Here is a 15,510-nt window from a genome sequence, read left to right on the forward strand (position 1 = left end):
GGGATAACATGAAACGCTACATGCACACCGCTGCTGTCCTGGCCGCAGCCGCTGCCGTTTCGGCCTGCACGCCGACTGTCGATAAAACCACCGACCAGCATATTGCGGACGGCCAATCGCTGGACCTGTCCAACCTGACTGCAGGCATCTGGATTGATCCAAATGGCTGCGAGCATTGGATTATCGACGATGGCCTCGAAGGCTACGCCGATCTGCGCCGCACCCCCGATGGCAAGCCGGTCTGCAACAGCGACCTGCCGCCAACGCTGGCGACTGGCCCGTTCAAGGACGGGTCGACCTTCGCGGATCCGCTGTGACAGCGGCCGTATCGTGCTGATTGCAGCCGCCCCCCGGGGCGGCTGTTTTGTTTCAATTGAGTGAAATTCCGCTGCTCATGCTTGCGCAAACGCAGCAGGGGCGGCAAACTGAAAGGGCAACCCCGGATTGAGGAGATCAGCTTGGCCATCGGTGCCCTGAATGACGCGCAAGACCAGACCGCAACCCATGAAGTGCTTCTGGAATTTCCCGACAACCGCTTGCTGATCGACCTGTGCGGCGAATATGACCGCAACCTGGCTGACATCGAACAGAAACTGGGCGTGCAGATCGTCCGCCGCGGCAACCAGCTTTCGGTGATGGGCGAGGATTCGGCGCGCGAGCAGGCGGCCGGCGTGCTTACGGCCCTCTACGACCGGCTGGAAACCGGCCGCAGCGTCGAAAGCGGCGACATCGACCGCGAGTTGCGGATGGGGCCGGGGCCGGACACCGACGATGCGGAACCTGACGGCCAGCTGCAGATGTTCCGCGGCGGCCGGGTGGAGATCAAGACCCGCAAGAAACTGGTGGAGCCGCGCACCGAGGCGCAGAAGGCCTATGTGCACGCGCTGTTCGAAAACGAAATGGCCTTCGGCATCGGCCCGGCCGGCACCGGCAAAACCTATCTGGCCGTGGCGGTCGGCGTCTCGATGTTCATCACCGGCCATGTCGACCGCATCATCCTGTCCCGCCCGGCGGTGGAGGCCGGCGAGAAGCTCGGCTATCTGCCCGGCGACATGAAGGACAAGGTCGACCCCTACATGCAGCCCTTGTACGACGCGCTGAACGACTTCCTGCCGGGCAAGCAGCTGGCCAAGCTGATCGAGGACAAGCGCATTGAGATCGCGCCCCTGGCCTTCATGCGCGGCCGCACACTTTCCAACGCCTTCGTGGTGCTGGATGAGGCGCAGAACGCCACCACCATGCAGATGAAGATGTTCCTCACCCGCCTGGGCGAGGGCTCGCGCATGGTGATCACCGGCGACCGCTCGCAGGTCGACCTGCCGCGCGGCGTGCAGTCGGGCCTGGCAGACGCCGAGCGGCTGCTGAAATCGGTCCCCAAGATCAGCTTCAACTACTTCACCGCCCGCGATGTGGTGCGCCACCCCCTTGTGGCGGCCATCATCGAGGCCTATGACGCAGACGCAATGCCGGCCTGATCCCGCTTTCCTCTTGCCTCAAATATCCCGGGGGCGCGGGGGCTGGCCCCCGATTCCGGATGTGCTCCATGACACTCGACATCTCTATCGAAGACAGCCGCTGGCAGGACGCCGGGCTTGAGCCGCTGGCCATTGAGGCCGTCACCGCCGTCCTGGACCATTTCGGTCTGGATCCGGAGGAGTGCGAGATTTCCCTGCTGGGCTGCGATGATGCCCGCATCACGGAGCTGAACGCGGAGTTCCGCGAAAAACCCAAACCCACCAACGTGCTGAGCTGGCCCGCCGAAGACCTGGCCGCGGAGCAGGATGGCGGCACGCCGCAGCTGCCGGAACCAGATTTCACCGGAGAGATTCCGCTGGGCGACATTGCCATTTCCTTCGAAACCTGCGCCCGCGAGGCGCAGGAGGCGGGCAAGCCGCTGGCCGATCACACCCGCCATCTGACCGTTCACGGAATGTTGCATCTTCTGGGCTACGATCACATTCGCGACCGCGATGCCGCATTAATGGAAGGGATTGAGGCGGAGATACTTGGCAAAATGGGTATCGCGAACCCATATATGGGTGAGGATGCCCCCTGAGCGGGGTTTTTGGATAGGACCGATGGGCGACATAGAAGGCAGTTCTAACGCGGCGCAGGGCGCGCTGCAGAACGTGAACGGCACGGCGGCAGAAGCGCCTGCCACTGAGAAAACCGGTTTCTGGGCACGGCTGTTCGGCGTGTTCAGTTCCGAGACGCAAGCCGAAGATGAACCTGGCAGTGATCAGCCTGCGGCGGGTATGGGCCCGCACGGCATGATCAATCTGCGCCGGCTGCGGGTGGAAGATGTTGCCATCCCTTCCGCCGAAATTGCCGCTGTGCCGGTCACCATCGACAAGGACGATCTGGTCGGCATCTTCCGGCAAAGCGGCTTTACCCGGATCCCCGTGTACGAGGGCACGCTGGACACGCCTCTGGGCTTCGTCCACCTCAAGGATTTCTCGCTGACCCACGGCTTCAATGGCGGCAGTTCGGACTTCGACCTGTCGCGGATGCTGCGTCCGCTGCTGTTTGTGCCGCCGTCGATGCCGATCGGGGTGCTGCTGACCAAGATGCAGGCCGAACGCCGCCACATGGCGCTGGTGATCGACGAATACGGCGGTGTCGACGGTCTGGTGACGATCGAGGATCTGATCGAACAGGTGGTCGGCGAGATCGAGGATGAGCACGACGCCGACGAGCTGCAGACCTGGTACCAGGAAAAGCCGGGCAGCTACATCGCCCTGGCCCGCACACCCCTGCCGGAGTTCGAGACCGAGATCGGCCATTCGCTGACCAGCCATGACGCGGTCGACGAAGAGGAAATCGACACGCTGGGCGGCCTGGTCTTCATGCTGTCGGGGCGGGTGCCTGCCCGCGGCGAGGTGATCGAACACCCCGAAGGCGCCGAGTTTGAGGTCATTGACGCCGACCCGCGCCGGATCAAACGGCTGCGTGTCCGGCTGCCGGACGCCGCTGCATGATCACACTCGGGCTGCGCCGGGCTGCCCGCCAGCTCAGGCTTGCGCCGGCGGCGCTGGCCTTTGGCGGCGGCGCGCTGCTGTCGCTGTCGCTTGCTCCCTGGCATGTTCTTCTTGGTCTGCCCGTCGCGCTGGCCGCTGCGGGCTGGCTGATCCTGCAGGCTGCCTCGGCCCGCACCGCGGCGCTGGCCGGCTGGCTGTTCGGGCTGGGGTATTTCGTCTTTGGCCTGTCGTGGATCATCGAACCCTTTCAGATAGACCCGGAGCGCCACGCCTGGATGGCGCCTTTTGCGCTGGTGTTCCTGGCCGCAGGCCTCGCCCTGTTCTGGGGCGCTGCCTTTGGCCTGACGGCGCGGTTCAGCCGCGGCGCCTGGCGGGTGCCGGTGCTGGCGGCCATGTGGACGCTGGCGGAATTTGCCCGGGCCTATCTGCTGACCGGTTTCCCCTGGGCGGGTTTCGGGCAGTTCTGGATCGATACGCCGGCCGCGAACCTGCTGCCCTGGACCGGGCCGCAGGGGCTGGGGCTGCTGACGCTTGCGGCGTTCCTGCCGCTGGCCCTGATACGGCAAAACCCGCTTGCCGCCGCCGCGCCGCTCGCCATTTCCGCGGCCGCCGCTGTTGCCGTTCCCGCGCCGCCGCAGGCCGCGCAAACGGGCAAGGCCGTGCGAATCGTTCAGCCCAATGCGCCGCAGAACCTGAAATGGCACCCGGACCACCGCTGGGAATTTGTCCGCCGGTCCGTTGCCTTTTCCGCGGGGGCGCCGCGCCCGGATCTGATCGTCTGGCCGGAAACCGCGGTGCCGCAGCTGCTGAACTATGCTGAGGACACGCTGCGGATCATCTCGGACAGCGCGGGCGGCGTGCCGGTTCTGCTGGGGATCCAGCGGGAGGAGGCAGGCGCCTATTACAATTCCGCGGTGCTGCTGGACGCCGATGGCATGGCCACCGCCACCTATGACAAGGCGCATCTGGTGCCGTTTGGCGAATACGTGCCGTTTGGCGACTTCATGGCGCGCTTTGGCATCCACGGCTTTGCCTCCCAGGCGGGCGCGGGCTATGCCGCCGGTCCCGGCGCCCAGGTGATGGATCTGCCCATCGGCAGCGCCTTGCCGCTGATCTGCTACGAGGCTGTTTTCCCTCAGGATGTGAACGCCGCCGAATCCCGGCCGCAGATGCTGGTGCAGATCACCAATGACGCCTGGTTCGGCACCCGGTCCGGCCCCTATCAGCACCTGGTGCAGGCCCGGATGCGGGCGCTGGAGCAGGGTCTGCCGATGATTCGCGCCGCCAATACCGGCGTCTCTGCCATGATCGCGCCGGACGGGGCGATGCTGGACAGCCTGCCGCTGGGCGAGGCCGGCTATATCGACGCAAGCCTGCCTGCACCGCTGCCGCCGACGCTCTACAGCCGCACCGGCGACTGGCCTGTCCTGCTGCTGTGTCTTTTTGGTGTATCTGCGGCATTCTTCCGCAGCCGCGCCCTTGCACCGCGGTCATAGCTGCTTAACTCTGTCGGAATATAGATTGACCCGCGCGGTCTTGCCGCGTAATGCGGCCCGATACCTGCCACAACGGCTTCCTGGCGTGGCGGGCTGAACCTCAATGGAGCACTCTTTCATGACCCGTATGAACTACACCTTCACTTCGGAATCGGTTTCCGAAGGCCACCCGGACAAGGTCTGCGACCGCATTTCCGATGCGGTGCTGGACGCTTTTCTGGCGGAGGAGCCCGAAGCACGTGTGGCAGCTGAAACTTTCGCCACCACGAACCGTGTTGTCATCGGGGGCGAAGTCGGCCTGTCCGATCAGGACAAGCTGCACGACTACATGGGCAAGATCGACGAGATCGCCCGCGCCTGTATCAAGGACATTGGCTACGAGCAGGACAAGTTCCACCACGAGACCGTGGAGGTGACCAACTTGCTGCACGAGCAGTCGGCCCATATCGCGCAGGGCGTGGATGCCGCCGGCGACAAGGACGAAGGCGCCGGCGACCAGGGCATCATGTTCGGTTTCGCCACCAATGAAACCGACGCGCTGATGCCGGCGCCGATCCAGTTCTCCCACGCGATCCTGCGCCGCCTGGCGGAAGTGCGCAAGAACGGCACCGAGCCGACGCTGGGCCCGGACGCGAAATCGCAGCTGTCGGTGATCTACGAAGGCGGCAAGCCGGTGGGCATCAGCTCGCTGGTGCTGTCGACCCAGCATCTCGATGAATCGCTGACCTCGAATGACATTCGCGCCATTGTCGAGCCCTACATCCGCGAAACCCTGCCCGAAGGCTGGCTGACCGACGCCACCGTCTGGCATGTGAACCCGACCGGCAAGTTCGTGATCGGCGGTCCGGACGGCGACGCAGGCCTGACCGGCCGCAAGATCATCGTCGACACTTACGGCGGCGCAGCCCCGCACGGCGGCGGCGCGTTCTCCGGCAAGGACCCGACCAAGGTGGACCGCTCGGCGGCCTATGCCGCGCGCTACCTGGCCAAGAACGTGGTGGCTGCGGGCATGGCGGAGAAATGCACCATCCAGCTGTCCTATGCCATCGGCGTCTCCAAGCCGCTGTCGATCTATGCCGACACCCACGGCACCGGCGAAGTTGCGCCCGCTGCCATCGAAAAGGCAATCGATCAGGTGATGGACCTGACCCCGCGCGGCATCCGTTCGCACCTGGGGCTGAACAAGCCGATCTACCAGCGCACGGCGGCCTATGGGCACTTCGGCCGCGAGCCGGATGCCGACGGCGGCTTTAGCTGGGAGCGCACCGATCTGGCCGAGGCGCTGAAGAAAGCGGTCTGAGGCCAAAGGGAAAAGATCAGGGGAGCGGGCCGCAAGGTCCGCTCTTTTCGTTTCCGGAGTGCTCCCGCCCGGATCAGTGCCTTCATGGAATGCACCTTTCCCGTTGGGCCCGGCGCCGCGCTGCGCGCGGCGCACCGGTCAGCCGTGCTGACCGGATGTTTCGCGGGCGGATCATTGCGGGAGAAGCGCCGGCCTGTTGGGGGTGGAGCCGGGCAGCGGGCTGCGCCATAGTGGCCGGGTGAATGTACTCAGCTGCAGGGGCCGCGATGCTGCGATTGACAACTGCTTTTCTCTGCCTGGCGCTGCCGCTGACAGCGGCCGCAAAGGAAGCGCTGCCGCAGAAATTCAGCCTGCAGGGCCAGACGCTTGTCTATGACACCGAAACGGATGTGGAAGGCCAGCCGGCCGAAATCGCCGATGAGGACATCGACCGGCTGCAGGAGATCCTGGCGCAGAATCCGGAGATCACCGAGCTGCAGCTCAACAGCATCGGCGGCAGCGTCTATGCCGGCGAGGAGATTGCCGCGCTGGTGCTGGAATACGGGCTCGACACCCTGATCGACGGCGAGTGCATCAGCGCCTGCGTGGATGTTTTCCTGGCGGGCAACCGGCGGCGGATGACGCTTGGCTCCCGCATCGGCTTCCATCAGCGCAACTGGCCGGCGCCTGCGGTGCACAAGTATTACCGCAGTGAACGGAAGGCGCAGCGCTGGTCGACGCCGTTCGAGTTCGGCTCCTGGATCTATGAGGATACCCAGCGCGAGATCTATGACCACCTCAGCTATATGGTGGCGCGCGGGGTCGACCCCGGCTTTGCCATCGAAACCATGCGCACCGATCCGGACGGGGAGTGGTATCCCAGCCGCCTGCGGCTGATTGCTGCCGGGGTTCTGCGGGAGCTTCTGCCGGGGCAGCGGCCCTAGCCGGGGTGGCGCCGGCTTGACCCCGGGGCCTGCTTGCGGCAGAGGAGCGGCCAGCCTTTCAAATACCGCCTCGAACAGGAGCCCCGACGCATGTCCGGCGACCAGAAGCCCCGCGACGACCAGTCCAAGGAAGCCCAGCCCGCCGCTGCCAATGCGGCTGAGAAACACGCCAGCGGCGCGCCCTGGCGCAATTTCTACGGCCGCTTCAAGGGCAAGACGCTGAAGGACAGCCAGAAGCGCTATCTGGACGAGGATCTGGCCAAGCTCAGCCCCGGTGCGGTCGGCTGGGAGGAGAACCCGGAGCGCACGCCGCTGGACCTGGACGCGCTGTTTGGCGGCAAGGACGTCTGGCTGGAGGTCGGCTTTGGCGGCGGCGAGCATCTGGTACATCAGGCCGTCAGCAACCCTGACACCGGTATCATCGGCGCCGAACCCTTTATCAACGGGGTGGCCATGCTCCTGGGCAAGATCCGCAAGGCGGAGGCGGACAATATCGCCATCCACCCGGGCGATGCCCGCGACCTGATGGATGTGCTGCCCGCGGGCTCGATCTCGCGCGCCTTTCTGCTGTACCCGGACCCCTGGCCGAAGAAGCGCCACCACCGCCGCCGTTTTGTGACGCAGGAGCATCTGGAGCCGCTGGCCCGCTGCCTGAAGCCGGGTGCGATCTTCCGTGTGGCCACCGATATTCCAGACTATGTGCGCCAAACCCTGGAGGAGGTGCCGAAGGCCGGTTTCGAATGGCTGGCCGAAGGCCCCGAAGACTGGCGCCAGCCCTGGGCGGACTGGATCTCCACCCGCTATGAGCAGAAAGCCCTGCGCGAAGGCCGCACACCGCATTACCTGACCTTCCGCCGCCTCGGCTGACCAGCGGGCAGGCCGGCGGGCAAATGCGCTGGACCGGCCGGCCCCGATCCGTTACCGATAGCGCAAACGAACAGACGAACGACCGACAGACGAAGGAAGCCCCCATGTCCGGACACGGCACGCCCATCCCGATGACCTCGCACCGCTGCGGCCCGCTGACCGGCACGGCGGAGGTGCCCGGCGACAAGTCGATCTCGCACCGGTCGCTGATCCTGGGCGCACTGTCGGTGGGAGAAACGAAGATCTCCGGCCTGCTGGAAGGCGAAGACGTGCTGGACACCGCCAAGGCGATGCAGGCCTTCGGCGCCGAGGTGGTGAACCACGGCGGCGGCAACTGGTCGGTGTTCGGCGTCGGCGTCGGCGGCTTTGCCGAGCCGGACAACGTGATCGACTGCGGCAACTCCGGCACCGGGGTGCGGCTGATCATGGGTGTGATGGCGACCTCTCCGATCACCGCGACCTTTACCGGCGATGCCTCGCTGAACAAGCGCCCGATGGCGCGCGTCACCGACCCGCTGGCGCTGTTCGGCACCCAGTCCGTGGGCCGCTCCGGCGGCCGCCTGCCAATGACCATCGTCGGCGCGGCGGACCCTGTGCCAGTCCGCTATGAGGTGCCAGTGCCCTCGGCGCAGGTGAAATCGGCGGTGCTGTTTGCAGGCCTCAACGCGCCCGGCAAGACCGTGGTGATCGAGAAGGAAGCCACCCGCGACCATACCGAGCGGATGCTGGCCGGTTTCGGTGCCGAGATCATCACCGAGGAGACCGAAGAGGGCCGCGTCATCACCCTGACCGGCCGGCCCGAGCTGAAACCGCAGGTGATCGCGGTGCCGCGCGACCCGTCCTCCGCCGCCTTCCCGGTTTGCGCGGCGCTGATCACGCCCGGCTCTGATGTGCTGGTGCCGAACATCGGCCTGAACCCGACCCGCGCGGGCCTCTACTACACCCTGCAGGACATGGGCGCCGACCTGACCTTCGAGAACATGCGCGAGGAGGGCGGCGAGCCAGTTGCCGATCTGCGCGCCAAGTACTCGCCCAATATGAAGGGCATCGAAGTGCCGCCGGAGCGCGCCGCCTCGATGATCGACGAATACCCGGTGCTGTCGGTGGTGGCCTCCTTCGCGGAAGGCAAGACCATGATGGCGGGCGTCAAGGAACTGCGGGTCAAGGAAAGCGACCGGATCGACGCGATGGCCAAGGGCCTGCGCGCCAATGGTGTGACGGTCGAGGAAGGCGAGGACTGGTGGGAAGTGACCGGCCTTGGCATTGATGGCGTGCCGGGCGGCGGCACCTGCGAGAGCTTTCTGGATCACCGTATCGCCATGTCCTTCATGGTGATGGGCATGGGCGCGCAGAACGCTGTCTCGGTTGACGACGGCAGCCCGATCGCCACCTCCTTCCCGATTTTTGAAACCCTCATGGGCAACCTCGGCGCCAAGCTGGAGCGCACATGAGCAAGAGCTTCACCATAGCCGTTGACGGGCCGGCTGCCGCAGGCAAGGGCACCATCTCCAAGGCGGTGGCTGCCCATTACGGTTTCGGCCACCTGGACACCGGGCTGCTGTACCGGGCCGTCGGAGCGAAGATGATGGAGGGCGTGGCCCCGGTCGAGGCGGCCCGGAACCTGACGCCCGAGGATCTGGCGCGCGAGGATTTGCGCGGGCCGGAGGTGGCGCAGGCGGCCTCCAAGGTGGCGGTGATTGCCGAAGTGCGCGCGGCACTGGTGGACTTCCAGCGCGCCTTTGCCCGCCGGGCGGGCGGTGCGGTGCTGGATGGTCGCGACATCGGCACGGTGATTTGCCCCTATGCGCAAGTGAAGCTGTTTGTCACCGCCAGCGCCGAGGTACGCGCGCGGCGCCGGTTCCTGGAGCTGACGGCGGCTGGCAAGGTGATCACCCTTGCCGAAGTGCTGGCCGACGTGAAGGCCCGCGACGACCGCGACATGAACCGTGCCGAGGCACCGCTGAAGCCCGCCGATGATGCGGTTCTGATCGACACCAGCGATCTCAGCATCGAAGAGGCGCTGGCCAGGGCCTTGGCCGTGATCGAAAGCCGTATGGAGCCCGCGGGCTGACACGGAAACGCCCGCAACTGAGACATCAGCTGCGGGCGTAAGGGCAGGCAGAAGGGCTCGCCCTGCGGGACACGGCCAGCGCGGGATCAGAGCGCGCCGACGGCCACGTGCTTGATCTTGCCCCACTGGCTGTCCGCAGTTTTGGCAGTACCGGCCACATCCTCCAGGAAGGCAGCGCGGGTGGCGGCGTTCAGGAACAGGAACAGCTTGCCGTCATGCACCAGGTACTGGTCCGGGTCGCCGTCAAACTTTTTGCCGACTGACACGCCGTAAGAGCAGAAGCCGCCATGCTGCGGCAGGTATTTCGCCGGATTGGCCTCAAACGCGGTCTTGTTCTCTTCCGAGACAAAATAATACGACGCGCCGTCCACCGTGGCGGAGTAGGTGGCCATGCCCTCCACCGGGTTGCGGCTGTCCAGCAGCGCCACCAGGTCGACGCCATGCGCGCCCAGCGGCGCGCCGCCGGCGGAGATGCCATTGGAGACGTTGACCTCGTCGGCGGCAAAGGCGGGCGCGGCCAGCGCGGCAGTCAGCGAAATCAGGGCGGTTGTCAGAAGCATTTTCATGTTGGTCCTCATCGGGTTCAAGGGCGGGTTCAGGGGCACCGGGGCAGGCTGTGCGCCCCGGTGATCTGAAGCTAAGTCCGCAGCGCTGGACGTTTAATCTCCGTCCGTCCCGGTGATCTTGCAGATCGTCCCGAATTTACGGGGCGTTGTTTTGTTGAGGGCTCACCCAACTGTGCATGGAGCCGAGTGCGGCGTCGCATTAGCCTGAAGGGGCGTGTCAAAAGGGGAGGTGCCGTCATGGCCTGGCTGCGGACATTTGTGATTGCTTGCGTACTGGCTGTGCCCGGGCTGGCGCAGGAAACGGCACCAGAGCCGGAGCCGCCGATGACCTATGAACGGCTGGGCCGCATCCTCTTTGCCCTGGACGAGAAGACGCAGCCGGTGGGCCGGGGCTTTCAGCTGACCATTTCCGGGGTGCCGATGCTGGTGGTCACCGACCCGGCCGCGGACCGGATGCGTGCGATGGTGCCGCTGCGCCCGTCCGAGGGGCTGACGGCGGAAGAGCTGATGCGGATGATGCAGGCCAATTTCGACACCGCGCTGGATGCGCGCTATGCGGTCGCGCGCGGCCAGCTGTGGGCGGTGTTCATCCACCCGCTGTCAGCGCTGCAAAAGGATCAGCTGATCTCGGGACTGGGGCAGACGGTGAATATCGCCCGCACCTACGGGACGCTCTACACCGGCGGGGCCTTGCAGTTCCGCGGCGGCGACAGCCCGGGAATCCAGCGGCAGCTGATCGAGGAGCTGCTGGAAAAAGGCGAGGAAATCTAGCGGGCTGGCCTGGCGGCGGAGCCCGCGGCGGCCTCATCCCGCCGGGTACGAAAATCAGCCCGAATTGCTGGAAGAAGAATGAATTTCGTCATCGGAGCGCAGGATTAATACGCACCAAGTCGCAAGCGGCGGCCTAAAGTCGCCTCAAACAGCTTGGAGAGCGCACATGACCAGCTTTCAGGACCGCCTGACCGCTCTGCGCCGGGAGTTTCACCGGCACCCGGAGCTCGGCTTCCAGGAAGACCGCACCAAGGCCAAGGTCGCGGCGCATCTGCGCGGGCTGGGGCTGGAGGTGCATGAGGGCGCAGGCGTGGTCGGGCTGCTGCGGGCCGGCACCGGCAACCGGGCCATCGGGCTGCGGGCCGATATGGATGCGCTGCCGATCAGCGAAACCTCCACGCATGGATACGTGTCCGAAACACCGGGGGTGATGCATGCCTGCGGCCATGACGGCCACATGACGATGCTCTTGGGCGCTGCCGAACGGCTGGCGCAGGAGCAGGGGTTTGACGGCACCGTAGTGTTCCTGTTCCAGCCCAACGAGGAGCACGGGCTGGGCGCGCAGGCGATGCTTGCCGAGGGCGTGCTGGAACGCTTCCCGATCGAGGAGGTCTATGCCATCCACAATCTGCCGGGCACGCCGGTGGGTCAGGTCTCGACCCGCCCGGGGCAGATCTGCAGCAGCGAGAGCCTGTTCGAGATTGCGATCAAGGGGCAGGGCGGCCATGCCTCGATGCCGCAGGCGGGTGTGGATGCCATCACCGTCGGGGCAGAAATGGTGCTGGCGCTGCAAACCATCGTCTCGCGCAAGCTGGCACCGGGGGCGGGTGCCGTGGTGTCGGTGACTGAATTCCTGACCGACGGCCAGCGCAACGTGCTGCCGGGCCACGCGGTGCTGAAGGGCGACGTGCGCGCCCGCATGCCCGCCGACCGCGCGGCAGTGGAGCGCTTCATGCGGCAGATCGCCGCCGGAGTTGCCGCCACCCATGCGGTGGAGGTGGAGGTAAGCTTCAACACCGAATTCGTGGAAACCATCAATGCCGCAGGTCCGGCCGAGGCCGCCTGCCGCGCCGGCGAGGCCGCGGGCTGCGAGGTGATCCGCAACCGCCCGCCGATGAGCTTCTCCGAGGACTTTGCCCATTTCGCCAACGCCGTGCCCGGCTGCTTCCTGCTCTTGGGCAATGGCGAAGAGGGGCCGCACGGCCAGCCGCTGCATGCGGCGGATTATGATTTCAACGACGCTCTGCTGCCCATCGGCGCGGAGGTCTGGGTGCAGCTGGTGCGGGACCGGCTGCCAGCGGGAAAGGACTGACCATGCTTGAACAATTTGCTGTTGCCCTGCGCCACACGGCAGGGAGCCCGAAATCCGGCGAGGCGGCCTATAGCGTGCTGTCGGAACAGGACTTCGCCAACGCACAAGCGGAGATCACCGCCTGGGAAGGGTACGAGGAAACGCCGCTGGTTTCCTTGGCCGGTTTGGCGTCGCAGATCGGCGTGGGCCGGATCGACTACAAACACGAAGGCCCGCGGTTCGGCCTGGGCAGCTTCAAGGCGCTGGGCGGGTCTTATGCGGCGATGCGGGTGCTGCAGCGGGAGCTGAGCAAGCAACTGGGCCAGGACGTCAGCCTGGAGGAAATCCGCAAGGGCGCCCACAAGGAGGCTTGCGCCGGGATCACCCTGGTCTCGGCCACCGACGGCAACCATGGCCGCTCGCTGGCCTGGGGCTGTCAGCGGTTTGGCGCGCCCTGCCGGATCTATATCCATGCCGAAGTCAGCGAGGGCCGCGCCGTGGCCATGCGTGAGCTGGGCGCCGAGGTGATCCGGATCGAAGGCGACTATGACGACTCGGTGCTGCTGGCCAAGAAGGAGGCCGAGGAAAACGGCTGGTTCGTGGTCTCCGACACCTCCTGGGAAGGCTACACCGAGCCGCCGCGCGACGTGATGGCCGGCTACAGCGTGATGACCCGCGAAGCCTGCGAGGCGATGGAGCAGCCGCCCACCCATGTGTTCCTGCAGGGCGGCGTCGGCGGGCTGGCGGCATCGGTCGCGGCGGCGCTGCGGCAGTATTACGGGGCGGAGGCGCCGCGGGTCGTGATCGTTGAGCCTGAGCTCGCGGCCTGCCTGTTCGACAGCGCCAAGGCAGGCAAGGCGACCAATTTCGCCATCAAGGAAGAAACCATCATGGCGGGCCTCTCCTGCGGTGAGCCGTCGGAAATGGCCTGGCAGGTTCTGGCAGAGGAGGCCTCGGACTTCGTGACCATCCCCGACAGCATCGTGGCGCCCGCGGTGCGGCTTCTGGCCAATGGCGAAACCGGCGATCCAGTGGTGGAGGCGGGCGAAAGCGCGGTGGCGGGCCTGTCCGCGCTGATCGCGGCTTGCCAGTCGCCGGAAATGAAAGAAACGCTGGGCCTGGATGAAAGCTCCCGCGTGCTGCTGATCGGCTCCGAGGGGGTCACCGATCCGGCGATCTATGCCGCGATCATGGAAGGGAAAGACCATGTCTGACGCGCCCGCACGCGGGTTTCCGGAAGCGGAGTTTGCAGCCCGGACCGGGAAGGCCCAGGCGCTGATGGCACAGCAGGGGCTTGATGGGCTTCTGCTGCTGACAGAGCCGGAAGTGCGCTATTTCAGCGGCTTTCACACGCTGTTCTGGCAGAGCCCGACCCGGCCCTGGTTTCTGTTTGTGCCGCCCGCGGGCAAGCCGATTGCCATCATCCCGGAGATCGGCGCTGACCTGATGCGCCGCACCTGGATCGAGGACATCCGCACCTGGAGCGCCCCGGCGCCCGAGGATGACGGCATCAGCCTGCTGACAGAACTGCTGTCGCCCATTGCCGGGCGCGGCGGGCCCATCGGTATCATGAAGGGGCATGAGACCTCTTTGCGGATGCCGCTGGGCGACTATGAGCGGCTGATGGCGGGGCTGCCGGGGCTGAAGGTGGCGGATGCCACCCCGCTGGTGCGCGGCCTGCGGATGGTGAAATCCGCGGCAGAGATCGAAAAGCTCTCGCACATCTGCGCCATCGGCTCCCGCACTTTCGCGCAGGTGCCGCAGATTGCCCATGAAGGCCAGCCGTTCGAGGATCTGTTCCGCGCCTTCCGGCGCGAGGCGCTGGCGCAGGGCGCAGACGATGTGCCTTATCTGGTCGGCGGCGCCGATCAGGGCGGCTACAGCGACGTGATCTCGCCGCCCACCGGCCGCCCGCTGCAGGCCGGTGACATCGTGATGCTGGACACGGGCGCCACCTGGGACGGCTACTTCTGCGATTTCGACCGCAACTTTGCCATTGGCCGCGCCGATGACCTGTCACGCCGCGCCTATGACGTGCTGTGGCGGGCGACAGAGGCGGGGATTGCCGCGGCCAAACCCGGGGCGACCTGCCGCGAGCTGTTTCAAGCGATGCAGTCCGTGATCGCGGAGATGGACGATCAGGGCGGCGATGTGGGGCGGCTGGGCCACGGGCTGGGGATGCAGCTGACCGAATGGCCCTCGCACGCGGCTTTTGACGAGACGGTGATTGAGGAAAACATGGTGCTCACCCTGGAACCCTCGCTGAGCTACGGCGATGGACGCATCATGGTGCATGAGGAAAACATCGTCGTGCGGGCGAATGGTGCTGAGCTGCTGACAATCCGCGCCGCTCCCGAACTGCCGGTGATCTGAAGGAGGCTTTGGGCCATGAAACTCCCCTATGAGACGGACGCAGGCATCGGCACCCGCGCCACGCTGGGTGTGATCGTGCTGGAAACCGACGAGACGCTGGAGCCTGAGTTCGCCCGGATGATGGCGCAGGACGGCGTGGCGCTCTATCACAGCCGCATTCCGATGGTGCCGGAAATCCGCCCGGAGACGCTGGCGCGGATGCAGGCGGACCTGCCGGCCTCGGCCCGGCTGCTGCCGTCCTCGCTGGATTTTGACGTGATCGGCTATGGCTGCACCTCGGCGTCTACCGTGATCGGCTCGGCCAAAGTGGCGGAGGCGGTACAGACGGTCCTGCCAAAAGCCAAGGTCACCGACCCGCTGGCAGCGATCATTGCGGCGGGCAAGGCGCTGGGAGCGGCGCGGCTGGGGTTTGTCACGCCTTACCTGCCGGAAGTCTCGGCGCAGATGCGGCAGAAGCTGGAGGAGGCGGGATTTGGAATCGCCGGCTTCGGCTCGTTTGAGGAAATGGACGACCGGGTGGTGGCGCGGATCACCGAGGCGGCGATTGCGGCGGCGGCCAAACAGGTGGCCAGGGCCGGGGACTGCGATGCGATCGTGATCTCCTGCACCAACCTGCGCTGCCTGCGGGTGATCCCGGAGATCGAGGAGGCGGCGGGGGTGCCGGTGGTTTCCAGCAATCAGGCGCTGGCCTGGCACATGCTGCGGCTGGCCGGAATCTCAGACTCCCAGCCGCAATTCGGCAAGCTGTTCGCCCGGGGGTTGGCAGCCGGATAGATACAATTTTACGGGATTTGCCAGCTGACAATCCGTGGCAAGCTGACCCGCCTGACAGCGCAGTCTGCGCTTGTAATCCGCGCGCGGATCATCACAGTTT

16 protein-coding genes and 1 riboswitch are annotated in these 15,510 nt (G+C 66.0%); of the genes, 15 read left to right on the forward strand and 1 reads right to left on the reverse strand.

Annotated features, from left to right (window positions below):
• Positions 1-8 precede the first annotated feature (8 nt).
• The 10 genes from ACFMBG_RS07930 to ACFMBG_RS07975 all read left to right on the forward strand — a co-directional run bounded on the left by ACFMBG_RS07930 (position 9) and on the right by ACFMBG_RS07975 (position 9,635).
• Positions 9-317, forward strand: coding sequence for a hypothetical protein (locus tag ACFMBG_RS07930; RefSeq protein ID WP_421054168.1), 309 nt, complete (start codon positions 9-11; stop codon positions 315-317).
• A 141-nt stretch (positions 318-458) separates the two neighbouring features.
• A complete protein-coding gene (locus ACFMBG_RS07935) occupies positions 459-1,475 on the forward strand; it encodes a PhoH family protein (RefSeq protein WP_421054169.1) in 1,017 nt (338 codons plus the stop codon).
• A gap of 68 nt (positions 1,476-1,543) precedes the next feature.
• Entirely contained in the window at positions 1,544-2,056 is a 513-nt protein-coding gene (gene ybeY / locus ACFMBG_RS07940) for an rRNA maturation RNase YbeY (RefSeq protein WP_421054170.1), read from the forward strand.
• A 22-nt stretch (positions 2,057-2,078) separates the two neighbouring features.
• On the forward strand, positions 2,079-2,978 hold the full coding sequence (locus ACFMBG_RS07945) for a hemolysin family protein (protein ID WP_421054171.1): 900 nt from the start codon (positions 2,079-2,081) through the stop codon (positions 2,976-2,978).
• Positions 2,975-4,474 (forward strand): apolipoprotein N-acyltransferase, encoded by a 1,500-nt coding sequence (gene lnt, locus ACFMBG_RS07950; RefSeq protein ID WP_421054172.1) that lies wholly within the window; start codon positions 2,975-2,977, stop codon positions 4,472-4,474. The genes ACFMBG_RS07945 and lnt overlap by 4 nt, the downstream gene beginning before the upstream one ends.
• A gap of 61 nt (positions 4,475-4,535) precedes the next feature.
• Positions 4,536-4,585, forward strand: a riboswitch (SAM-SAH riboswitch).
• 7 nt (positions 4,586-4,592) lie between these two features.
• Entirely contained in the window at positions 4,593-5,774 is a 1,182-nt protein-coding gene (gene metK / locus ACFMBG_RS07955; protein ID WP_421054173.1) for a methionine adenosyltransferase, read from the forward strand.
• A 266-nt stretch (positions 5,775-6,040) separates the two neighbouring features.
• Positions 6,041-6,697, forward strand: a complete 657-nt coding sequence (locus tag ACFMBG_RS07960; RefSeq protein WP_421054174.1) for a COG3904 family protein — start codon at positions 6,041-6,043, stop codon at positions 6,695-6,697.
• A 90-nt stretch (positions 6,698-6,787) separates the two neighbouring features.
• On the forward strand, positions 6,788-7,564 hold the full coding sequence (gene trmB / locus ACFMBG_RS07965) for a tRNA (guanine(46)-N(7))-methyltransferase TrmB (RefSeq protein ID WP_421054175.1): 777 nt from the start codon (positions 6,788-6,790) through the stop codon (positions 7,562-7,564).
• 104 nt (positions 7,565-7,668) lie between these two features.
• Positions 7,669-9,015 (forward strand): 3-phosphoshikimate 1-carboxyvinyltransferase, encoded by a 1,347-nt coding sequence (aroA, locus tag ACFMBG_RS07970; RefSeq protein WP_421054176.1) that lies wholly within the window; start codon positions 7,669-7,671, stop codon positions 9,013-9,015.
• Positions 9,012-9,635 carry a (d)CMP kinase gene (locus ACFMBG_RS07975; RefSeq protein ID WP_421054177.1) on the forward strand — a complete coding sequence of 208 codons (624 nt, stop codon included), beginning with the start codon at positions 9,012-9,014 and terminating at the stop codon, positions 9,633-9,635. The genes aroA and ACFMBG_RS07975 overlap by 4 nt, the downstream gene beginning before the upstream one ends.
• 86 nt (positions 9,636-9,721) lie before the next feature.
• On the opposite strand, the gene ACFMBG_RS07980 is transcribed toward ACFMBG_RS07975, so the two are convergent.
• Positions 9,722-10,201: a YHS domain-containing (seleno)protein gene (locus ACFMBG_RS07980; RefSeq protein WP_421054178.1), complete on the reverse strand. Its 480-nt coding sequence runs from the start codon at positions 10,199-10,201 to the stop codon at positions 9,722-9,724.
• Between the two features lie 237 nt (positions 10,202-10,438).
• Here ACFMBG_RS07980 and ACFMBG_RS07985 point away from each other — a divergent pair, with 237 nt between their 5' ends.
• The 5 genes from ACFMBG_RS07985 to ACFMBG_RS08005 all read left to right on the forward strand — a co-directional run bounded on the left by ACFMBG_RS07985 (position 10,439) and on the right by ACFMBG_RS08005 (position 15,410).
• Positions 10,439-10,972 (forward strand): polysaccharide deacetylase family protein, encoded by a 534-nt coding sequence (locus ACFMBG_RS07985; RefSeq protein ID WP_421054179.1) that lies wholly within the window; start codon positions 10,439-10,441, stop codon positions 10,970-10,972.
• 166 nt (positions 10,973-11,138) lie between these two features.
• Positions 11,139-12,284: an amidohydrolase gene (locus tag ACFMBG_RS07990; RefSeq protein ID WP_421054180.1), complete on the forward strand. Its 1,146-nt coding sequence runs from the start codon at positions 11,139-11,141 to the stop codon at positions 12,282-12,284.
• 2 nt (positions 12,285-12,286) lie between these two features.
• A complete protein-coding gene (locus tag ACFMBG_RS07995) occupies positions 12,287-13,477 on the forward strand; it encodes a diaminopropionate ammonia-lyase (RefSeq protein WP_421054181.1) in 1,191 nt (396 codons plus the stop codon).
• Positions 13,470-14,636 (forward strand): M24 family metallopeptidase, encoded by a 1,167-nt coding sequence (locus ACFMBG_RS08000; RefSeq protein WP_421054182.1) that lies wholly within the window; start codon positions 13,470-13,472, stop codon positions 14,634-14,636. The genes ACFMBG_RS07995 and ACFMBG_RS08000 overlap by 8 nt, the downstream gene beginning before the upstream one ends.
• A 15-nt stretch (positions 14,637-14,651) precedes the next feature.
• Positions 14,652-15,410: a maleate cis-trans isomerase family protein gene (locus tag ACFMBG_RS08005; RefSeq protein ID WP_421054183.1), complete on the forward strand. Its 759-nt coding sequence runs from the start codon at positions 14,652-14,654 to the stop codon at positions 15,408-15,410.
• Positions 15,411-15,510: the final 100 nt, after the last annotated feature.

Source organism: Leisingera coralii, assembly GCF_049056525.1.
Lineage (GTDB): Bacteria > Pseudomonadota > Alphaproteobacteria > Rhodobacterales > Rhodobacteraceae > Leisingera > Leisingera coralii.